This is a genomic window from Streptomyces anulatus (assembly GCF_000721175.1).
GTDB classification, from domain to species: Bacteria; Actinomycetota; Actinomycetes; order Streptomycetales; family Streptomycetaceae; genus Streptomyces; species Streptomyces anulatus_C.
On the sequence record NZ_JOEZ01000009.1, the window covers coordinates 97442 to 117801 of the forward strand.

General features: G+C 72.1%; 19 protein-coding genes and 5 pseudogenes. 7 read left to right on the forward strand and 17 right to left on the reverse strand.

Translation table 11 applies throughout. The features are described 5' to 3' along the window. Window position 1: 1 nt before the first annotated feature. The 3 genes from IG90_RS0112540 to IG90_RS0112550 form a co-directional block, all read right to left on the reverse strand. Entirely contained in the window at window positions 2-934 is a 933-nt protein-coding gene (locus IG90_RS0112540; RefSeq protein WP_078585270.1) for an ATP-grasp domain-containing protein, read from the reverse strand. Window positions 935-967: 33 nt separating this feature from the next. After that, window positions 968-2656, reverse strand: a complete 1689-nt coding sequence (locus IG90_RS0112545) for a DUF885 domain-containing protein (protein ID WP_030582158.1) — start codon at window positions 2654-2656, stop codon at window positions 968-970. A 135-nt stretch (window positions 2657-2791) separates the two neighbouring features. Beyond that, window positions 2792-3271, reverse strand: a complete 480-nt coding sequence (locus IG90_RS0112550; protein ID WP_030582159.1) for an Lrp/AsnC family transcriptional regulator — start codon at window positions 3269-3271, stop codon at window positions 2792-2794. A 59-nt stretch (window positions 3272-3330) separates the two neighbouring features. On the opposite strand from IG90_RS0112550, the gene IG90_RS0112555 reads away from it, so the two are divergent. Beyond that, the gene (locus IG90_RS0112555; protein ID WP_030582160.1) at window positions 3331-4545 is read left to right on the forward strand and encodes a trans-sulfuration enzyme family protein; all 1215 of its coding nucleotides are present in this window, start codon (window positions 3331-3333) and stop codon (window positions 4543-4545) included. Here the strand turns inward: IG90_RS0112555 and IG90_RS0112560 are convergent. From IG90_RS0112560 to IG90_RS47075, 5 genes and pseudogenes are all read right to left on the reverse strand, one after another. Further along, window positions 4478-5869 carry a GNAT family N-acetyltransferase gene (locus IG90_RS0112560; RefSeq protein WP_030582161.1) on the reverse strand — a complete coding sequence of 464 codons (1392 nt, stop codon included), beginning with the start codon at window positions 5867-5869 and terminating at the stop codon, window positions 4478-4480. The genes IG90_RS0112555 and IG90_RS0112560 overlap by 68 nt on opposite strands. A 102-nt stretch (window positions 5870-5971) precedes the next feature. After that, window positions 5972-6268 (reverse strand): hypothetical protein, encoded by a 297-nt coding sequence (locus tag IG90_RS0112565; protein ID WP_342447233.1) that lies wholly within the window; start codon window positions 6266-6268, stop codon window positions 5972-5974. Continuing rightward, window positions 6252-6557, reverse strand: a pseudogene (locus tag IG90_RS45760) (SWIM zinc finger family protein); the annotation flags it as partial. The gene IG90_RS0112565 and the pseudogene IG90_RS45760, both read right to left, overlap by 17 nt. Window positions 6558-6627: 70 nt before the next feature. Next, window positions 6628-8220 (reverse strand): alkaline phosphatase D family protein, encoded by a 1593-nt coding sequence (locus IG90_RS0112570; protein ID WP_030582163.1) that lies wholly within the window; start codon window positions 8218-8220, stop codon window positions 6628-6630. Window positions 8221-8348: 128 nt separating this feature from the next. Continuing rightward, window positions 8349-8651, reverse strand: a complete 303-nt coding sequence (locus tag IG90_RS47075; protein WP_411572624.1) for a hypothetical protein — start codon at window positions 8649-8651, stop codon at window positions 8349-8351. Here IG90_RS47075 and IG90_RS45765 point away from each other — a divergent pair. Next, window positions 8623-8706: pseudogene (locus IG90_RS45765) on the forward strand (EamA family transporter); the annotation flags it as partial. The gene IG90_RS47075 and the pseudogene IG90_RS45765 overlap by 29 nt on opposite strands. A 141-nt stretch (window positions 8707-8847) precedes the next feature. Here IG90_RS45765 and IG90_RS0112580 read toward each other — a convergent pair. Then, a complete protein-coding gene (locus IG90_RS0112580; RefSeq protein ID WP_030582166.1) occupies window positions 8848-9678 on the reverse strand; it encodes an alpha/beta fold hydrolase in 831 nt (276 codons plus the stop codon). Window positions 9679-9903: 225 nt separating this feature from the next. On the opposite strand from IG90_RS0112580, the pseudogene IG90_RS41835 reads away from it, so the two are divergent. Further along, a pseudogene (locus IG90_RS41835) lies at window positions 9904-10227 on the forward strand (sigma-70 family RNA polymerase sigma factor family protein); the annotation flags it as partial. Window positions 10228-10512: 285 nt separating this feature from the next. Next, the gene (locus IG90_RS0112585; RefSeq protein ID WP_030582167.1) at window positions 10513-11283 is read left to right on the forward strand and encodes a GntR family transcriptional regulator; all 771 of its coding nucleotides are present in this window, start codon (window positions 10513-10515) and stop codon (window positions 11281-11283) included. A gap of 134 nt (window positions 11284-11417) precedes the next feature. Here IG90_RS0112585 and IG90_RS0112590 read toward each other — a convergent pair whose 3' ends face one another. Both IG90_RS0112590 and IG90_RS0112595 read right to left on the reverse strand, forming a co-directional pair. Further along, window positions 11418-12575, reverse strand: coding sequence for an ROK family transcriptional regulator (locus IG90_RS0112590; RefSeq protein ID WP_030582169.1), 1158 nt, complete (start codon window positions 12573-12575; stop codon window positions 11418-11420). Window positions 12576-12675: 100 nt separating this feature from the next. Continuing rightward, a pseudogene (locus IG90_RS0112595) lies at window positions 12676-13146 on the reverse strand (LuxR C-terminal-related transcriptional regulator); the annotation flags it as partial. Window positions 13147-13196: 50 nt separating this feature from the next. Here IG90_RS0112595 and IG90_RS0112600 point away from each other — a divergent pair. After that, window positions 13197-13379: pseudogene (locus IG90_RS0112600) on the forward strand (ABC transporter permease); the annotation flags it as partial. A gap of 34 nt (window positions 13380-13413) precedes the next feature. Here IG90_RS0112600 and mug read toward each other — a convergent pair. The 6 genes from mug to IG90_RS0112630 form a co-directional block, all read right to left on the reverse strand. Beyond that, window positions 13414-13995, reverse strand: a complete 582-nt coding sequence (gene mug / locus IG90_RS0112605) for a G/U mismatch-specific DNA glycosylase (protein WP_030582177.1) — start codon at window positions 13993-13995, stop codon at window positions 13414-13416. A gap of 19 nt (window positions 13996-14014) precedes the next feature. Continuing rightward, window positions 14015-15457, reverse strand: a complete 1443-nt coding sequence (gene purB / locus IG90_RS0112610) for an adenylosuccinate lyase (protein WP_030582179.1) — start codon at window positions 15455-15457, stop codon at window positions 14015-14017. Window positions 15458-15661: 204 nt separating this feature from the next. Then, on the reverse strand, window positions 15662-16531 hold the full coding sequence (locus IG90_RS0112615; RefSeq protein ID WP_030582180.1) for an SGNH/GDSL hydrolase family protein: 870 nt from the start codon (window positions 16529-16531) through the stop codon (window positions 15662-15664). A gap of 99 nt (window positions 16532-16630) precedes the next feature. Then, window positions 16631-17650 carry a hemolysin family protein gene (locus tag IG90_RS0112620; protein ID WP_030582181.1) on the reverse strand — a complete coding sequence of 340 codons (1020 nt, stop codon included), beginning with the start codon at window positions 17648-17650 and terminating at the stop codon, window positions 16631-16633. Continuing rightward, window positions 17647-18987, reverse strand: coding sequence for a hemolysin family protein (locus IG90_RS0112625; protein WP_030582186.1), 1341 nt, complete (start codon window positions 18985-18987; stop codon window positions 17647-17649). The genes IG90_RS0112620 and IG90_RS0112625 overlap by 4 nt, the downstream gene beginning before the upstream one ends. 248 nt (window positions 18988-19235) lie before the next feature. Continuing rightward, the gene (locus IG90_RS0112630; RefSeq protein ID WP_030582189.1) at window positions 19236-19670 is read right to left on the reverse strand and encodes a GNAT family N-acetyltransferase; all 435 of its coding nucleotides are present in this window, start codon (window positions 19668-19670) and stop codon (window positions 19236-19238) included. A gap of 87 nt (window positions 19671-19757) precedes the next feature. Between IG90_RS0112630 and IG90_RS0112635 the strand changes: the two genes are divergently transcribed. Further along, window positions 19758-19985 carry a hypothetical protein gene (locus IG90_RS0112635; RefSeq protein ID WP_030582192.1) on the forward strand — a complete coding sequence of 76 codons (228 nt, stop codon included), beginning with the start codon at window positions 19758-19760 and terminating at the stop codon, window positions 19983-19985. Next, window positions 19982-20353: a hypothetical protein gene (locus IG90_RS0112640; protein ID WP_018957883.1), complete on the forward strand. Its 372-nt coding sequence runs from the start codon at window positions 19982-19984 to the stop codon at window positions 20351-20353. The genes IG90_RS0112635 and IG90_RS0112640 overlap by 4 nt, the downstream gene beginning before the upstream one ends. The last annotated feature ends 7 nt before the right edge of the window (window positions 20354-20360 follow it).

Below are 20360 nucleotides of genomic sequence, written 5' to 3' on the forward strand. Positions count from 1 at the left end.
GTCAGCGCGCCCCGGCGGCGGCCAGCGCGGCGAACAGGCCGCCGGCCTCCGCCCCTGCGGGCAGCCCGCTGACCTGGCCGTCGCCGACCTCCACCACCCGCCACACGCCGTCCTGGCGCAACGCCAGGTCGGTGGTGACCCAGCGCAGTCCGAGACGGCCCACCGCCGCCCGCAGGGAGGGGAGTTCGGGGGCGGACACCTGGCCGGGGGTGTCGGGGTGGGCGGTGACGAGCACCGCATCCCCGTCCACCCACCACACCCGCGCCTCGCCGCCCGCGACGAACGTCTCGAAGACCCGCAGCACCAGGCCGCCGCTGAGGAACGAGCCCTGGAGCTCCACGAACCGGCCCACCACGGCGGCCAGTTGCTCTCGGGCAGCGAGCTCCGGAACGTAACAGGCCTCGTGCCACTCGTGCTTGCGGGACTTCACGAAGTCCTTCACGATGCCGGGCCCCGGCCCCAGGGGCGCCGCGAGCCCGGCCAGCTCGCCGGCGGTGGGCGGTGAGGCCCCAGGAGCGGTGGCGCACCAGACGCTGCGCGGGGTGAGTCCGTCGAACTCGTCGTACCAGCCGGGAAGTTCATGCGCCCGCCGATAGCCGGCGGCACCGGTGAGCAGGGCGCAGCCCCGGGCGCCGAGGGCCGCCTCCAGCTCCGCGTACCGGCCGGAGGGGATCATCCAGCCGCGGTACCAGTACGGTCCGGAGTCCCGCGCGACCCGGGCCACCGCCCCGGCCGCGTCCCCCGCGAGCAGTGCGTCATGATCGAGCAGCGCGATCCGGCCGCCGGCCGCACGCGCTGCCGCGACCTCGTCGGAGAACTGCGGGTCGGGCCGGGAGATCCGCAACGGGTCGGCACAGAACAGGAACCCGTTCCGCCCGCTCGCGCCGCTCGTGTCGTCGTTCCGCTCGCTCGTTCCGCTCGTGGTGCCGCTCATGACGGTCCCCCTCGTCCCCCTCGTCTTCCTCGCTCAGAGCCGGGACAGCTCGTCCACCAGATCGTCCAGGCCCAGCGACCCCTGGGAGAGCGCCGCCATGTGCCAGGTCTTCAGATCGAACGCGTCGCCGTGCGCGGCGCGCGCGTTCTCCCGGCCGAGCAGCCACGCGCGCTCCCCGAGCTTGTAGCCGATGGCCTGACCAGGCATCGACAGATAGCGGGTCAGCTCGCTCTCCACGAAGTCGGCGGGACGGCCGCTGTGGCTGCCGAAGAACTCCTGGGCCAGACCGGGGGTCCAGCGCTCGCCCGGATGGAACGGGGAGTCCGCCGGAATCTCCAGCTCCAGGTGCATGCCGATGTCGACGATCACCCGGCAGGCGCGCATCATCTGCGCGTCGAGGTAGCCGAGCCGCCGTTCCGCGTCGGGCAGGAAGCCCAGCTCGTCCATCAGCCGCTCGGCGTACAGTGCCCAGCCCTCGGCGTTCGCACTGACCATGCCTACCGACGCCTGGTATCGGGAGAGGCTGTCGGCGACGTGCGTCCACTGCGCGATCTGCAGGTGGTGGCCGGGAACGCCCTCGTGGTACCAGGTCGAGACCAGGTCGTACACCGGGAAGCGGGTCTCGCCCATGGTCGGCAGCCAGGTGCGCCCCGGGCGGGAGAAGTCCTCGGAGGGACCGGTGTAGTACGGCGCGGCGGCCCCGCCGGGCGGCGCGATGCGGGACTCCACCTTCCGCACCCGCTCGGCGAGGTCGAAGTGCGTGCCGTCAAGCGCCTCGATCGCCTCGTCCATCAGGCCCTGCAGCCACTCGCGGACCTCGTCGACGCCCTCGATGTGCTTCCCGTGCACATCGAGGTGGGCGAGCGCCTCCCAGGGGCCCGCGCCGGGCAGGATCTTCTCGGCCTCGGTCTTCATCTCGGCGAGCAGCCGGTGGTATTCCGACCAGCCGTACGCGTACGCCTCGTCGAGATCCAGGTCCGTGCCGTTGTACAGCCGCGACCAGCGGGCGTAGCGCTCCCGGCCGACCGGGTCGGGGGCCCCCTCGATCCCCGGGGCGTACACGTCGCGCACCCAGTCCCGCAGGGAGAGCACCGACGCCGTCGCCAGCCGGGCGGCCTCGTCCAGCTCCGCCCGCAGGGACGCGGGACCGGGGGCGACGAACTCCGCGAAGAACGCCGTGCCCTCGCCCTCCCCGCCCCACTCGGTGAGCTGCCCGATGAACGTGGCGGTCGCGCGGGGGCCGCCGTACAGCTTGCGCTCCAGACCGAGCGCGAGCGAGGCGCGGTATCCCTCGTACGCGGCGGGCACGGCGCGCAGCCGTTCCACGACGGCCGCCCAGTCCTCGTCCGTCGCGGTCGGCGTGAGGGTGAAGACCTCGGTGATGCTGTGGGCGGGCGAGTGCAGGTTGGAGACGGTCCGCAGGCCCTCCTCGGCCTCGTGCACGGCGAGTTCCGCCGTCAGACGCTCCCGCAGGAGCCGGCCGCAGCGCCGCTCGGCGTCGCTGTCCGCACCGGGCCGCTGCTCGGCTTCGTCCAGGTCCCGCAGCGTCGCGCGGATGAGGTCGGCGGTCGCGGCCTGACCGGCTGGTGAGAAGTCGGGCAGCCGGCGCGAGCTTTCGGGCACGCCCAGGTAGGTACCCGTGATGGGGTCGAGTTCGATGATGGCGTCGACGTATGCGTCGGCGACCTGACGGGGCAGCGCGCTGCTCGTAGTGTCTGACATGCGGACATCCTCGTACGGCGGCGGCCCCCTCGTCATCACCATGGGCCGCCGGACGTCCGAAAGACGATCACTTCCCGCGCCTCCCGGCCCGTCTTCGGCCCCTCTCCGGCCCGTCTTCAGTCGGTCTTCGGACCGTCAGCTTCCGGCGGGAGGCAGCAGCGGCCCGCAGTCCCACTGCTGGAAGATCAGCCGGGTGTCGACCCGGGCCACCTCCCGGCGCGAGGTGAACTCGTCCAGGACCAGCCGCTGCAGATCCGCGGCGTCGGCCACCGCGACCTGCACGAGGTAGTCGTCGGGACCGGTGAGGTGGAACAGCGCCCGCGACTCGGGCAGGGATCTGACGCGGTCGACGAACGGCCCGATGAGCTCCCGGCGGTGCGGCCGGACCTGCACCAGGAGCAGCGCCTGGAGTCCCCGGCCGAGCTTCGCCGGATCGAGGCGCAGCTGGTCCCCGAGGATCACCCCGGAACGGCGCAGCCGGGCCACCCGGTCAAGACACGTCGAAGCGGCCACACCGACCTCGGCCGCGAGATCGCGGTACGTGGTCCGCGCATCGTTCTGCAGCAGGCGCAGAATCTGCATATCCACCGGATCGAGAGCGACAGAATCAGCCATATGGCGAACGTAGCACGGGCTTGTGCCACTACGAGCCGGTAACTGTTCAGAGTGACGGCATGGACAACGAAGTCTCGATGACGCCCCCTGCTCCCACCCCGTCCAGGGCCCTCGCCACCGAAGCCGTGCACGCCGGACGCGACGACCTCGCCTCCCTCGGCGTGCACGCCCCGCCGATCGACCTGTCCACCACCTACCCCTCATACGACTCGCGCGGCGAGGCGATGCGGATCGACGCCTTCGCCACCACCGGGGCCCGCCCCGACGGGCCGCCCGTCTACGCGCGGCTGGACAACCCGACCACGGGCCGCTTCGAGACGGCGCTCGCCCGGCTGGAGGGCGCCGAGAGCGCGGTCGCCTTCGCCAGCGGGATGGCGGCGCTCACGGCGGTGCTGCTCGCCCGCGCGAGCCAGGGGCTGCGCCATGTCGTCGCGGTCCGCCCGCTCTACGGGTGCAGTGACCATCTGCTCGGCGCAGGACTGCTGGGCACCGAGGTGACCTGGACCGACCCGGCGGGCATCGCCGACGCGATCCGCCCGGACACCGGGCTCGTGATGGTCGAGACGCCGGCCAATCCGACGCTGGCCGAGATCGACATCCGGGCCGTCGCCCACGCCTGCGGATCCGTGCCGCTGCTGGTCGACAACACCTTCGCCACCCCCGTCCTGCAGCGCCCCGTCGAACACGGCGCACGGATCGTCCTGCACAGCGCCACCAAGTACCTCGGCGGCCACGGGGACGTCATGGGAGGCGTCGTCGCCTGCGACGAGGAGTTCGCCGCCACACTGCGCCAGGTGCGGTTCGCCACCGGCGGAGTGCTGCACCCGCTCGCCGGCTACCTGCTGCTGCGCGGCCTGTCCACCCTTCCGGTACGCGTACGAGCGGCCTCGACGAGCGCCGCCGAACTCGTCCGCAGGCTCACCGCCGACCCCCGGATCGCCCGGGTGCACTACCCGCGGATCGGCGGCGCGATGGTCTCCTTCGAGGTGTACGGGGACCCGCACCGGGTGATCGCCGGGGTGCGGCTCATCACGCCCGCAGTCAGCCTCGGCAGCGTGGACTCGCTGATCCAGCACCCGGCCTCCATCAGCCACCGCATCGTGGAGGAGGGAGACCGGCGGGCGTCCGGTGTCGGCGACCGGCTGCTGCGGATGTCGGTCGGTCTGGAGGACGTCGAGGACCTGTGGGCGGATCTGTGCCAGGCGCTCAGCGACGGGCCTGTTCCGTCGGCGCGGAAGGCCGAGCGGTCCCTTCAGCCGTCGGCGCAGCTGTGACCCGGGCGGTGATGACGAGCGTGCCCTCCTCGATCTGGTAGTCGAGGGGCAACTCCAGCGCGCGCATCGCCGCCACCATGCCGGTGTTGTGGGACTGCGTCACCGCGTACACGCTGTCGCAGCCCGCTTCGACGGCGAGGGCCACCAGGCGGCCGAGCAGTTCGGAGCCGATGCCCCGGCGCTGCCAGTCGTCCTCGACGAGGAGGGCGACCTCGGTCTCGTCGCCGTCCCAGAGGAGGTGGCCCAGTGCCACCAGCCTGCCGGAGGCCGTCTGCACCGCGAGGGTGCGGCCGAACCGGGGGCTCAGCAGATGGTCGAGGTAGCGGTCCGCGTCCTGGACGGGACCGTGGTAGCGCAGGCCCAGGGTGCGCTGCGAGCAGCGGTCGTGCATGGCGCGGGCGGCGGCGAGGTCGCCGCGGTCCGCGCGGCGCACGGTGATCTCGTTGCCCTCGGGCAGGGTGAGGACGTCCTCGCTGCGCGGCACCCGCGGGCCGAGCCGGGCGTCGAGCTCGACCAGGGCACGGGCCCGCGCGAACTCGGTCGGCGTGAACGGCAGATAGGGCCGCTCGACGGAGATCACCCCGCCGGACGGATCCCGAAGCCGCATCACCGTCTCTTCCAGCACGCCCTCGACCGGGGCGCTCTCCCCGGTCGCCCGGCCGGTTACGGAGACGGCGGGCAGCGAGTGGATGGTGCACCGGCCGAGCAACTGTCGCAGGGCGAGCGGCAGCTCGGCCGCGTCGAGCGCCGTCCGGGTGGCCAGCGACAGCACCCGCGTCGGGGTGTCGACCAGATCGTGGGCGTCCGCCCGCTCGATCCAGGTGGACGCGCCGCCGGCGGTCGCGACCTCCCGGGACAGCTCCTGCGCCTGGAGCGAGGCCGGGGCCCGCAGCAGGAACTCGTCGACGGTCCCCTGCGCGAGCGGGTGGGTCTGCAGGGTGAGGATGTCCACCCGCAGCCCGGAGAGGGCCAGGCACAGCGCGGCGAGGCTGCCGGGCGCGTCGCGCACCGTCGTCCGCATCCGCCACAGCACGGTCTCCCCGGCCCCGGCGATCCCGCCCGCACCGCTGTTCCCGCCCGCGCCCGCTTCGCCCGCCTCACCGGGCGGGGGAGCGTGACTGTGCCGTCGTGCCCACCAGGTGTGGAACGCCGCGGTGGCCACCAGCGCCACCGCCGACGCCACGAGCAGATAGGGCCCGTCCGGCTGGTGTCCGATCAGGTTGGCGACGGCGTCGGCCACCGCCACGGCGGTGAACAGGGCGGCCAGTTCGATCAGGTCCCGCCGCCAGTGGTGCGGACGGCGGGCGCTCTTCGCGGAGGTCACATCAGTCATATCCTCACTGTGAACGAACGGTGTTGCCTGATCACGAACGCCTTGTGACTGATGGGTTACGTGTTGATCTGATCGCCTATCGTCGTCTTTCGGTCAGATTCCGGGATCGGCCACTCCTTGATCCTTCCGGTCCGGGCCGGGGGCCTCCGGGCCGACCGCTTCCGGCGTGGACTCCTCCGCCCCGGCGGGAAACGCGGCGAGCAGCAGGGCGGCCTGGCGGGCCGTCTGGGAAGCGCTCTTGCGCCCCGCCGTCGCCGCCGGCCCCGCTATCGGCGGGACCTCGCGCGTACCGCAGCGCTCGGCGCACCCGGCCGCCACGGACAGCAGGTCACCGAGCCCCCGGGGCGTCTTCTCGTACGCCAGGAGGCCAGGCAGCATCGACACCAGCACGGTCAGCACCGTCCGGTACGCGCCGGTGGTCGCCGTTCCCCGTCACCACCGGGTCCAGGGAGGCGGGCAACGTGCGCTGGTAGTAGCGGGCCGCGGCCACCTCCGCGACCGCCAGCAGCCCGCGCGCCGCTACGTGGATCGGAGAGGAAGCCCGCGAAGAACCGCGGATGCGCCCCCGCCCGCGCGGGGTGAGCCCTCCTGCGGTCTCCCGACCGAGGGAGGGCCCCGCCTGCGAGGACTCCAGCGATGACGGGCGCGCGTAGGCCGAGGCCTGAACGGATCGGGTCATGAGAAAAGGCGTAGGACCCAGCACTGACAACGACCCTCGCGGCAGCCGCCGGCCGTGCAGGAGCCGCCGTTCACTGCCCGGTGCGACCGGGCCTCAGCACCTTGGTGAACAGCACCGATCCTCCCTCGGCCCGCAGACGTACCGTCAGCTCCGCACTGTCGCCGTCGATCTCCACCTCGCCGAAGTACTGCGGCGATTCCATCGGCGAGACATTGGCCCGGCCGGGAGCGCGCACGAAGACCCGGTCGGGGCCGAAAGTGCCGTCCAGCGCGTTGGCCGGGAAACCGCCCGCCGCCAGCGGGCCCGAGACGAACTCCCAGAACGGTGCGAAGTCCTTGAACGCAGCCCGCTCCGGCACGTAGTGCTGGGCCGAGGTGTAGTGCACATCGGCCGTCAGCCACACGGTGCCGGTGACCCCGCGGTGCTTGATGAACCGGAGCAGTTCGGCGATCTGGAGCTCCCGCCCGAGCGGCGCCCCGGGATCGCCCTGCGCCACCGCTTCGAAGTCCGTCGCACCGTCCGGGACCACGAGGCCGAGCGGCATGTCGGCGGCGATCACCTTCCACTCCGCCCGGGAGGCGGCGAGCGAGCGTTTCAGCCACCGCAACTGCTCGGCGCCCAGGATGCCGGTCGTGTCGTCGGCCTGCCTGCCCGGGGAGTTGGCGTTGCGGTACGAACGCATGTCGAGCACGAACACGTCCAGCAGCGGCCCGTGGTGCACGACCCGGTACATACGCGAACGGTGCCCGGGACCGTACGACGGCGCGAGCGGCACGTATTCGTGGAAGGCGCGCACGGAGCGGGCCGCGAGGATGTCCACGTTCTTCTCGGTGTAGCGCGCGTCGTCGAGGATCTGGCCGGGATACCAGTTGTTGCGCACCTCGTGGTCGTCCCACTGCACGACGGAGGGCACCTGCGCGTTGAAGCTGCGGACGTTCCGGTCGAGCAGGTTGTAGCGGAAGTTGCCCCGGTACTCGTCCAGCGTCTCGGCGACCTTCGCCTTCTCCTCGGTCATGACGTTGCGCCAGGTCCGGCCGTCCGGAAGCGTCACGCTCGGCTCCAGCGGGCCGTCCGCGTAGATGCTGTCGCCGCTGCACAGGAAGAAGTCCGGGTCCAGGCGGCGCATCTCCTCGTACACGCGGTAGCCGCCGATGTCCGGATTGATGCCCCAGCCCTGCCCCGCGATGTCGCCCGACCACAGGAACCGCACCCCGGAACGGCGCCGGGCCGGAGCGGTACGGAACGTCCCGTACACCGGTTTGCCGGTACGGCGCGGATCGGCCGGATCGGCGAGCGTCACCCGATAGTGCACCTGCTCGCCCGCGGGCAGGCCGTACAGCGGTGTGGTGCCGGTGAGGTCCGTCGAGGGGCCGATCAACGGCCCGTGCCACCTGCGGACCCGCCGGAACGACTCACCGGCCGAGGTCTCCACCAGCATCCGGGCCGGACGGTCCGAGCGCACCCACAGGAGCGCCGACGAGGCGGTGACGCTGCCCACCTGCACGCCCCAGGACGCTTCGGGCCGCCCCGCCAGGTGCAGCGCGGGCGCGGCCGAAGCGGTGGCGGGCGAGAGGGCGACCGCCGCAGGGGCGATCAGTGAGCCGCGCAGGACGGCACGGCGGCCGGGCGAGGCAACGCGCGGACGGTGCGGACGGTAGGGCATCGAAGTGCCTCCGGGGAGGTGGGCGGGCGGAGCGCCGTCCACGAGGAGGCCGTGGACCGGCGCCGGTCTCCGCCCATGCCTACTGCCCTGCGGCGGCCGGAGCCCCAACCCCGGGTGAACGGCGCCCGTCAGCCGGGACCCGCCCGGCCGGAACGCCACGCGTCCGCCAGCGCGGCGACCCCACGGGCGATGTCGCCGGGGGCGAGATGGGCGTAGCCCAGGACGAGGGGCACGGTGCCCTCCTCGGAGCCGGCCGCTCCGCAGTCGCGCAGCGGCCGCAGCGCGATGCCCGCCCCGTCCGCCCGGTCCAGGTCGGGTCCCGACGGGCGGAGAGGCGACGGCCCTCCTGTGGCAGGCTCCGTCGTCGTCACCGTGATCGGATTCGTCTGCTGGTACAGCGGGATGCGGCGCATCGGAGCCGAACGGGCCACGCTCTTCTGCGGCCTGATCCCGGTCTCCGCCGCCCTGACCGCACCGCTGGTCGGAGCCGGGACGTACGGTCTCGCACAGGGAGCGGGAAGCCTTCTGGTCGGCGCCGGTGTGGCGTACGGCTCCGGCGTCATCGTGCGCCGCGGGACCGTCGGCGCCCGCCTCTCCGGCCGGGCGCCGGCGCGTCGACCGGACGGCTCAGCGGCTGGTGTCCAGGATGACGCGGGCCACGAGCGCCGGGTCGTCGTTCATGGGGACGTGCCCGCAGCCGGGCAGACGTACGAGCCGGGCGTCGGGGATCACCCGCTTGGCGCGGACTCCCTGCCTGCGCACCAGGATCCGGTCGCGGGTGCCCCAGGCGACGGTCACGGGTATGCCCTTCACGTCCTCGCCGAAGAAGGCGCCCCGGCCGACCTCCAGCGTCTGGTGAAAGCCGGTCGCCCCGCGCAGGGCGAGCGTCTCGGCGACGACGGCCTCCGGTGAACGCCTCCCGGGCCGGGCGTAGATGGTGCTGGTGAGAGCCGTCCGGCCGACCGCGCTGTGCGACATGCGCTCTATCAGCGGCACCGGCAGAGCGAGCGCGCTCCGGCGCATCGCCCGCAGGGTGCCGAAGGCGTAGCGCCGTTCCGCCTCGGTCCAGAAGCCCGCCGGGGACAGCGCGGTCACCGACCGCGCCAGCCCGGTGCGGCCCAGCTCCAGTGCCAGCAGGCCGCCCAGCGAGTTCCCGGCCACGTGGGGGCGGTCCAGTCCGAGTTCGGCACAGAATGCCCCGAGTACCGGCCCGACGGTCGCGAGATCGTACGGAAGGCCGTCCGGCAGCGCGGGCGAGGTGCCGAAGCCGGGCAGGTCCACGGCGATCACCTCACGCTCGGCGGCCAGGATCCGTGTCACCGGGTCCCAGGCCCTCAGATGGTGCCCGATGCCGTGGAGGAGCAGCAACGGTTCGCCCGAGCCGGTCCGTTCGTACGCGACCGAGACCGGGCGGGGGCCGTCGGCCGTTGCGACGGTGAAGGAGACCGTGGTGGTCATGCTGCTGCTCCCTGAGTGGGTAGACATCTCGTCAACAACAATTACCGTCGGGTAGCTTGGAGTTCAAGGGGCCGGGCGATTCCCGCTGGACAGCAGGTCACCCGCGGGCTGGGATGGGCGGATGGCAGCCGACGCCGCGACCGGGCTCTTCGAAGAACACCGGCCCGTTCTCGCCGGTGCCGCCTATCGCATGCCCGGGCCGCATCGCCGACGCGGAGGACGTGGTCCTCCGGGGGCGGCATCGAGCAACTGCTCGCGCTGCCGGCCCCGGACGTCCGGCTCGTCAGCGACAGCGGAGGCAAGGCGAAGGCGCCGCGACGGATCATCGGGACCGCCGACAAGGTCGGCCGCTTCCTCTTCGCGGTGGCGCGCGACCTCGGCCCGGACGGGGAGATCCGCACCGTGGAGCTCAACGGCGGACCGACCGCCGTCTGCTTCGTCGGGGGGAAGCCCGGCACCGTCTTTCGGATAGAAGTCAGCCAAGGTGTTATTCGATGCGCCTATATCGTTTGTAATCCGGACAAGCTCGCCGGGCTGGCCGTCGCATAACCAAAAGCACCACCGGCCGCGCCCGTCCCCGTGGTCCCGCAGGTTCGCCGCGGGCCTGGTCGGAGCCCCGCCATCTGCCGTGATGGCGGGGCTCTGTGCTGCATGCGCCTCACGGCACCGCGAACGTCATGTGAACGCTCTGCGCCAGAGTCCCGTTTCGTTCCGTTACGGAATAAGGATTGGTCTTGACCAAGGGGGTATGCCCCCCTAGGGTCTCCACTTAAGACAGGAACCTTTAATAAATAACGTCGCGGAAAAAGACGCTGGGCGATTGCGGAGGACAGGGTGGGGACCACGCAGCTGGAATCGGTTCAGGAGCCGAAGTACTGGCACCTCAAGACCGTGCTCAGTGAGGCACTCGACTCGGACTTCGCGGTGGGGGAGATCCTGCCCAACGAGCGGGACCTCGCGGCACGGTTCGGTGTCGCGCGAGCCACGCTCCGGCAGGCTCTGGAGCAGCTCGAACTCGAAGGCAGACTGCAGCGCCGCCGTGGTGTCGGGACGACCGTCGCCCCGCCGCGCGTGGGCATCGCCGTCTCCACCGCCCAGCACGAATGGACGGGCGGCGTCAGCGGCGAGGCCTGGCAGCCGGTCGACAGCATCATGGGCAAGGCCCCGGCCGCGGTGGCCGTCATGCTGGGAACGGACCCCGCCGAACCGCTACACGTGGTGCGCCGGATCCGTGACACCCAGGGGCAGGCGGTAGCGGCGGAACTCCTCTACATCCCCGCTTCCTCGGTGCCCGACCTCTCCGGCATCGAGGCCGCGTCCGGTGCCGTCCGCGCCCGGAGCGTGCTGCGCGAGCTGCACCGGCTCGGCCTGCAGGGCCAGGACCGCTCGGTGGAGCTCGGCTCCGCGCGGGCGGACGACGCCAAGGAACTGGACCGGCTCCCCGGCGCCCCCGTCCTCGTCGTCACCACCCGCTACTTCACCGTGGACGGTACGGCGGCCGTGTCAGTCGCCACCTACCGCGCAGACACCTGCCGGCTCACCTTCGGGGACTCCGGCGCGCTGGAGATCAGCCACGACGATCAGCCGGAGTGCCAGGTCTCCTGACGCCCCGGCCCGCTCGGCAACCTGCCCGCCGTTCCCGAGGACTCCGGTCCTCGGGAACGGCGGGCGCGCGTTTTCACGGGCCTCCGCGGCCCGGGCCCTCTCCGCGTCAGCGGCGGGCGATCGGCGGCGGACCGTCAGCGGCGGGCGGTCACGGCCCCGTCGACGGCGAACAGCTGCTCCTCGACGTGGTCCAGGGCGAGCCGCAGCGCCCCCGTGGCGACTGCGGCCTCTCCGAGCAGCGACAGGGTCACCCGGGGCGGACGCAGGCAGTAGCGGGCCAGCTCCTTGCGGAGGGGTTCCAGCACTCCGTCCAGCCCGGCGGCCCAGCCCCCGACCACGACCAGTTCCGGGTCGAGCGCCAGCACCAGCGCCGCCACATCGTGCACCAGCCGCTGGAGGAACCGCTCGACCGCCGCCTGGGCCCCCGCATCGCCCTCCCGGGCCTTGGCGAACACCGCGGCCACCGCATGCTCGTCCAGCGGGTCCAGCGGCGTGTCCGTCGTCGACAGCAGATGCTCCGGCGTCACGTCCCTGCCCAGCAGGTGCAGAGCGCCGATCTCCCCGGCGGCCCCGCCGAACCCCCGGTGCAGACGCCCGCCGATCAAGGAACCCGCCCCGGGGCTCAGCCCCGCCAGGACGAAGACCACGTCATCGGACTCGGTGGCCGCGCCCTTCCAGTGCTCGGCCACCGCCGCGGCGTTGGCGTCGTTCTCGACGAGCACGGGGCAGCGGAACGAACGACGGAGCCGCTCCCCGAGCGCGAGGCCGGTCCAGTCCGGCAACGCCGTACCCAGCCGCACGGTGCCGTCGGCCTCCACGATCCCGGGACTGCCCACACCGACGGCACGCAGACTGCTCCGGGCCACCCCGGTGCGCCGCAGCACGTCGGCGATGACGCCCCGGACCTGGTCGAGCCGGTCGTCCGCGCCGGCGGTCTCCGACACGGCGCGGGAGCCCGCCCCGATGATCCGGCCGTCGAGCCCCGAGATGAGCGCCGACACCCGGTGCGGGCCGATCTCCACCCCGAGGAGGTGCCCCGCCTCGGCGCGGAAGCGGAACCTTCGCGCAGGGCGCCCCTGGCGCCGTGCCTCACTCTCGTCGGGCACCGCCTCGACCACGAGGCCTGCTTCGAACAGTCCCTCGACGACCCCTTCGACCGTCGGCCGGGACAGCCCCGTGATCCGGGTCAGGTCCGTCAGCGTCGGCGCGCCGGCCCCCCTCAGGGCGTGCAGCACTACCGCTGAATTGATCCGCCGCAACAGCGACGGGTCCCCACCGGTCAGCCGGCCCACGGTATGTCCTCCCAGCTCGTGCGCATGTCTGCCGGATCGTACTCGCTGGCCGGGACCCCTGCGACCAGCGTGGAAAGCCGGTATCGAGCCGCAACCTGGGTCACCCCGGAGCGACGAATCCGGACTCGTAGGCGGCGATGACCGCCTGCGTACGGTCCAGCGCCCCCAACTTTGCCAGGACCGAACTGACATGGGACTTCACCGTCTGGATCCCGACGACCAGGTCGGCCGCGATCTCCGCGTTCGACAGTCCCCGGGCCATCAACCGGAGCACTGCCGCCTCCCGGCCGGTGAGCGCAGCCCGGTCGAGGGCGGCCCGCGCCGTCTCCGTCCTGTACTCGGCGGCGAGCTGCCTGACCGCCGCCGGGAACAGCAGCGACTCCCCCTCGGCCACCAGACGTACGGCGTGCACGATCTCCGCGGGCCTGGCGCGCTTGAGCAGAAAGCCGTCGGCCCCCGCCCTCAACGCCTCGTACACGTACTCGTCGTTCTCGAAGGTCGTCAGCACCAGGATCTTCGGTGGATCCGGCACCGTACGCAGCACCAGCCGGGTCGCCTCGATGCCGTCCAGCCCGACGACGAGCGCCGACCCGCCGATCGCCGTCATCTTCGCCGCGTAGCTTCGTGTTCGTGGACGTCGCCACCGCAGTGGTGCGGTATCTGCCCGACCGCGCGGGGCAGGCCGTGCTGCACCGGAATCCGGACGACGGACCAGGGCCGTGGACCGGCCTGGCGGTGGCAGCCGTGTGGGAGGCAGCAGCGCTCCTGGCGGGCTGGTGGGCGGTCCGCGACCGGGACGCGTGAGACCCGAAGGGAAGAGTGAAGGCGCAGGGTCGGCTCAGCCGGCCGAGGTTGGACCGGCGGCAGGGCGGTCGCCCGGGGGCCGGATGAGCACGGCGTCCCGGAGGCGGGCGTACTCCTCGGCCATGCTCTGGACCGTCCAGTGGGCGTTGAGACCGCTGGGGTTGGGGAGAGCCCACACACGGGCGCCGCCGACCGTGCGGTCCTGGGGGCCGATGCGGGCCCTGGGTTCCCCGAAGGCCGTGCGGTAGGCGGTGATGCCGACCACCGTGAGCCACTGTGGCGCGAGGCGCTCGACCTTCGCCGTCAGGGCGGCCCCGCCCTGCCGGAACTCCTCCGCGTCGAGCTCATCGGCCCGTGCGGTGGCCCGCGCCACCACGTTGGTGATGCCGAGCCCGAGGCCGAGCAACTCGGCCTGCTCCGAAGGGTGCAGCTGCCGGGGCGTGAAACCCGAGCGGTGCAGGACCGGCCAGAACCGGTTACCGGGGTGGGCGAAATGGTGGCCCGTCGCCGCGGTCATCAGGCTCGGGTTGATGCCGCAGAAGAGCACGCGCAGACCGCCCGCGGCCACATCGGGGACGACGCGGTCACGGGCGGCGCTCAGTTCTTCGGGGGTCATGCCGTGATGACGGTGCCGGTCAGAGGATCGAGCCTGGGGCGTAGTTCGCGGCCTCGGGGTGCTGCTTGGTGATCTCCTCGATCCGGGCGACGAGCGACGAGACCTGGTCGCCGGCGGCACCCGTGAACGAGAGCTTGTCGGCCATCAGCTCGTCCAACTGCGCGCGGTCCAGCGGGATCCGCTCGTCCGCGGCGAGCTTGTCGAGCAGTTCGTTGCGCTCGGCGCCCTGCTCCCGCATCGCGAGGGCGGAGGCGACCGCGTTCTCCTTGATCGCCTCGTGCGCCACCTCGCGGCCCACCCCGGCCCGTACAGCGCCCATCAGGACCTTGGTGGTGGCCAGGAACGGAAGGTAGCGGTCCAGCTCGCGCGCCACGACCGCGGGGAACGCGCCGAACTCGTCCAGGACCGTCAGGAAGGTCTCCAGAAGGCCGTCGAACGCGAAGAACGCGTCCGGGAGCGCCACCCGGCGGACCACGGAGCAGGACACGTCGCCCTCGTTCCACTGGTCACCCGCCAGCTCGCCCGTCATCGAGGCGTAGCCGCGCAGGATCACCATCAGACCGTTCACCCGCTCACAGGAGCGTGTGTTCATCTTGTGCGGCATCGCCGACGAGCCGACCTGGCCGGGCTTGAAGCCCTCGGTCACCAGCTCGTGGCCGGCCATCAGCCGGATGGTCTTCGCCACCGAGGAGGGCGCCGCGGCCAGCTGCACCAGAGCGGTGACCACGTCGTAGTCGAGCGACCGGGGGTAGACCTGACCGACGGAGGTGAACGCCTCGGCGAAGCCGAGGTGCCCGGCGATGCGCTGCTCCAGGTCGGCGAGCTTGCCCGCGTCGCCGCCGAGCAGGTCCAGCATGTCCTGCGCCGTACCGACCGGACCCTTGATCCCCCGCAGCGGATAGCGGGAGAGAAGGTCCTCCAAGCGGCCGTAGGCGACCAGCAGCTCGTCGGCCGCGGTCGCGAAGCGCTTGCCCAGCGTCGTCGCCTGCGCGGCGACATTGTGCGAGCGTCCGGCGATGACGAGCTCGCGGTACTCGGCCGCGAGCTTGCCGAGCCGGGCCAGAACGGCCACGGTGCGGTCGCGCATCAGCTCCAGCGAAAGGCGGATCTGAAGCTGCTCGACGTTCTCCGTCAGGTCCCGGGAGGTCATGCCCTTGTGGACGTGCTCATGACCGGCGAGGGCGTTGAACTCCTCGATCCGGGCCTTCACGTCATGCCGGGTGATCTTCTCGCGCTCGGCGATCGAGGCCAGGTCGACCTGGTCCAGCACACGCTCGTAGTCGGCCAGCGCCGCATCGGGCACCTCGATCCCGAGGTCCTTCTGAGCGCGCAGCACCGCCAGCCACAGCTGACGCTCCAGCTTCACCTTCTGCTCGGGGGACCAGAGGACGGCCAGCTCCGCAGAGGCGTAGCGGCCGGCCAGGACATTGGGGATGCGAGGCTTCGCAGACACAGCAGTCACGTGAAGGGATTCTACTGGCGGTTCGTGCAGGCCGGCGACGTGCCCTGATTTGTGGCTTGCTACGAAGGGCCCGGCGACGGGGGAGGGGAACCGAGGGCGGAGGAGAAGGACGGGGCAAGGCCCGGCCCTCGGCAGGGAATCGGGTCAGGCCGCCCCGCCGCCGGTCAGCCCCACCAGCCCGGTCGGCCGGCTGGACCGGTCGGATCAGTCGGCTTCCGGGGTGCTCATTGTGGCTTCCGGGGAGACCGCTCGGCTCCATCCCGTCACCGGGCCGGGGGTTTCGGCGTCCGAGGGCGTGAGCCAGAAGGCCCTGGCCGTCGCGGCGTCGAACTGCGCGCCGGATCGCCCGTCGCCGGAGGAGCGGCCGGTGAGCCGCCGCCCGATCCACGGGGCGAGGTGCCTGCGGGCGAAGCGGATGTCCTCGGTCCGTCGTGACGCCCAACGTGGCGGCGCGGTCGCGGGGACCGGCGTCCACCAGTCGAGCTCGGCCGGAAGCCCCAGCGTCTGCCAGACCGCCTCGGCGACGCGGCGGTGTCCCTCGGCGGTCAGGTGCAGCCGGTCCACGTCCCACATGCGGGGGTCGCTGAGCGAGGGGGCGCTGTAGAGATCGACCACCGCGGCCCCGTGCCGGGCGGCCAGGTCGTCGATCAGGGTGAACAGCTCCTCCATGCGAGGCCGGAACCGCTCCAGCACCGGTCCGTTGCGGGCGGGGCTGCGCATCAGGACGAGTTGCCCGCAGGAGGGGGCCAGTCGTTCCACGGCCTCTTCCAGCCGCCCCTTGACCAGGCCCATGTCGCACTTCGGGCGCAGCGTGTCGTTGAGCCCGCCGACGAGCGTGACCACATCGGCCCGGAGCGCGGCCGCCGCCCCCACCTGCTCGTCGACGATCTGGCCGATGAGCTTCCCGCGTACGGCGAGGTTGGCGTACCGGAAACCGGGGGACCGGGATGCCAGCCGGGAGGCGAGGACGTCGGCCCAGCCCCGGTACGTGCCGTCGGGGAGCAGGTCCGACATGCCCTCGGTGAACGAGTCGCCGACCGCGACAAGACTGGTGTAGGAGGCATTCAATTTCATGGCCCGGTGATCCTACCGCGAGGGCCGGCGACCGGCCTGCGGTCCGACCCGCCGCGCGAGCCGGTCCGCAGGTCAGGCAGGTCAGCCAGGACGGACAGGTCAGCGGGGCTGCGGCCGCCCGACGAGTTCTCGGAGCACGTCCTCCATCGTGACCATGCCGGCCAGCCGCCCGTCCTCGTCGAGGACGGCCGCGAGGTGGGTCCGGCTCCGCCGCAGAGCGGTGAGCACGTCGTCCAGCGGAGTCGCCGCCCGGACCCGGGCGATCGGCCGCATCGCCGTCACCGGGAAGGGCACGTCGCGGGGCGTCGCGTCCAGGGCGTCCTTCACATGGAGGTAGCCGAGGATGCGCTGCTCGCTGTCCATCACCGGGAAGCGGGAGAACCCCGACTCGGACGAGAGCCGCTCCAGCTCCTCCGGGGTGGTGCCGACCCTGGCGTAGAGCACCCGGTCCACCGGCATCACCACATCCCGCACCGGTCGGCGGCCCAGCTCCAGAGCGTGGTGGAGCCGCTGTGCGGAGCGGTCGTCGACCAGTCCGGCGTCGCCGGCGTCCTGCACCAGCCGGGCCAGCTCGTCGTCCGAGAACGTCGCGGAGACCTCGTCCTTCGCCTCCACCCGCAACAGCTTGAGCAGGGTGTTGGCGAACGCGTTGATCGCGAAGATCACCGGGCGCAGAGCACGGGCCATCGCGACCAGCGGCGGACCCAGGACCAGGGCGCTCCGCGACGGCTCGGCCAGCGCGATGTTCTTCGGGACCATCTCGCCCAGCAGCATGTGCAGATAGGTCGCCACACCCAGCGCGATGACGAACGACAGTGGGTGGATCAGTCCGTGCGGCACCCCCACCGCGTCGAAGACCGGCTCCAGCAGATGCGCGATGGCCGGTTCGGCGACGATGCCCAGCACCAGGGTGCAGAGCGTGATGCCGAGCTGGGCGGCGGCGAGCAGTGCGGAGACGTGCTCCAGGCCCCAGATGACGCTCCGCGCCCGCCGGTTGCCGGACTCCGCCTCCGGTTCGATCTGGCTGCGGCGGACGGAGATCATCGCGAACTCGGCGCCGACGAAGAAGGCGTTGGCCACCAGGGTCAGCAGGCCGATGAAGAGCTGGAGAACGATCACCGGTCGTCCTCCGTCCGGTCGTCCTCGGATCCGGGCAGCGGGGCGTGCAGCAGGGCCCGCGCGGCACGGCGGCCCGAGGCGTCCACCACGTCGATCCGCCATCCCGCCAGCTCGACGCTGTCGTCCACCGTCGGGATCCGTCCGATCTCGGCGGCGATCAGCCCCGCGAGGGTCTCGTAGGGCCCGTCCGGTACCCGCAGACCGATCCTTCGGAGCTGGTCGGTGCGCGCCGCCCCGTCGGCCGACCACAGGGTCCGCCCGTCGGCGTCCTCACCGGCGGCGGCGAGGTCGGGTGTCTCGTGCGGATCGTGCTCGTCCCGGACCTCGCCGACGACTTCCTCCACGATGTCCTCCAGTGTCGCGACCCCGGCCGTCCCGCCGTACTCGTCGATCACCACGGCCATGGCGAGCCTGCCGGACAGCCGGTCCAGCAGCCGGTCCACGGTGAGCGTCTCCGGTACGAGAAGCGGCTCGCGCAGCAGTTCCGAGACGCGGGTGCGGGGCCGCCGGTCGGCGGGGATCGCCAAGACGTCCTTGATGTGGGCCACACCGACCACGGTGTCCAGGCTGCCCCGGTAGACGGGGAAGCGGGACAGACCGGTCGCCCGTGTGGCGTTGGCGACGTCCTCGGCCGTCGCGTGCAGGTCCAGCGCGGTCACCTGGACCCGCGGTGTCATCACGTTCTCCGCGGTCAGCTCCGAGAGGTTCAGGGTGCGGACGAACAGCTCGGCCGTGTCCGCCTCCAGCGCCCCCGCCTTGGCGGAGTGCCGGGCCAGTGCCACCAGCTCCTGCGGGCTGCGGGCGGACGCCAGCTCCTCGGTCGGTTCCAGACCGAAGCGGCGCAGGATCCGGTTGGCCGTGTTGTTGAGGTGGCTGATGAAGGGTCGGAACAACGCGGTGAACACTCGTTGCGGTGTGGCCACCGCCTTGGCCACGGCCAGCGGGGACGAGATCGCCCAGTTCTTCGGGACCAGTTCGCCGATCACCATCAGGACCACCGTGGACAGCGCAGTGCCGATGACGAGCGCCAGGGTGGACGCGGCGGCGGGAGGCAGCCCCGCAGCCTCGACGGGGCTCCGGATCAGCTTGGCGATGGACGGTTCGGAGAGCATGCCGATCACCAGATTGGTGACGGTGATGCCGAGCTGGGCGCCCGAGAGCTGGAAGGTGAGGCTACGAACGGCTTTCAGCGCGCTGGCGGCGCCCCGGTCGCCCCGCTCGACGGCTCGTTCGAGTTCGCCGCGCTCCACCGTGGTCAGGGAGAACTCCGCCGCGACGAACGCGCCGCAGGCGAGACAGAGCAGCAGGGCGATGAGCAGCAGAAGCACTTCGATCATCGGTTCACCTCCGTCCCATGATCAGGCAGGGACGGGGGGACCGCGCGGCATCGGCGGAATCGGCTCTCGGGAGGCTCGCCCATGGGCGGACGCTCACACCTTTCGGCAGGGGGTGGCGGAGGGGCACGTCATCGTAGGTCGTCTGCCCAGCCGCGCTCCGCCCTACCGCGTCAGCGCCTGCGTACCGCGTCAGTGCCTGGCGTACCGCGCCGATGCCCGCCGTGCCGGGTCGGTCTCCGCCGTACGGGTCAGTCCGTCAGATGCTTCACCCAGCGGCTCCACTGCGGCTCGGGCGCGTAGCCCGCCGCGCGCCAGGCGTGCTGTGCCGACGTATTGCGGTCGAGCACCATGGCGTCGGCGCGCCGCCCGCCCAGCGCGATGAACCGTTCCTCCGCCGCCGCGAGGAGGGCGCCGCCCACGCCCCGGCGCCGCTGGTGCGGGTGGACCGCGAGCCGGTAGAGATGGCAGCGCCAGCCGTCGAAGCCCACGATGACCGTGCCCACCAGCGACCCCTCACGCTCCGCGAGGAGCAACGCGTCGGGGTCCCGTTCCACCAGGCGTGCGATCCCGGCCCCGTCGTCGCTGATGCTGGTGCCCTCGGCGGCCACCTTCCAGAAGGCGAGGACCTCGTCCAGGTCGGCCGGGGTCGCGGACCGTATCGAAAGATCGTTCATGACGGCCATCCCACCATCCGCCGCGCCGATCGCATTTCGCAGTGCGGACACATGCTCCTCTTGCCGGTGCTAGCACGGTCGCGCTAGCGTGGTCGCGTGCCCAAGACTCAGCTGAACGTTCGAGTGGAAGAGGCCACCGCCGAGGCCGCGCGCCAGCGCGCGCTGCAGAGGGGGATGAGTGTGAACCGCTACATAGAGGAACTCGTCCAGCAGGACGCGGGCGAGGTGGGACACACCTTCGTCGAGGCTGCGGCCGACTTCATGAAGCAGTACGAGTCGGTGTTCGCCGAGGAGTTCGGCCCGGAGCGCGAAGGCACCCGTTGAACCTTCGGATCGACCTCTCCTGGCTGCTGATGGTCGCCGAGCACAAGACGCCCGGAGACCCGCAGGTCGTCGACTGGGGTGCGCTCGTCGCCGCCGTCGCGCGGCATGACGCGGAGATCTTCGGCAGCGCCGTCTACAGCGACCCGCACGCACGCGCGGCCGCCCTGTTGCAGTTGCTGCTGCACGTTCCCGCGCTCGAACACTCCAACGCGATGTTCGCCTCGGCCGTCGCGTACGGCTATCTCGTCGCCTCCGGGCTCAAGGTCATCACCTCGCCCGAGCAGGTCCGCGATCTGGCGCTGCTGGTGAAGCAGGGCAAGGCAGACGTACGGGCCATCGCCGACGAGCTGCGGCAGTGGAGCGTGTGAGACGGGG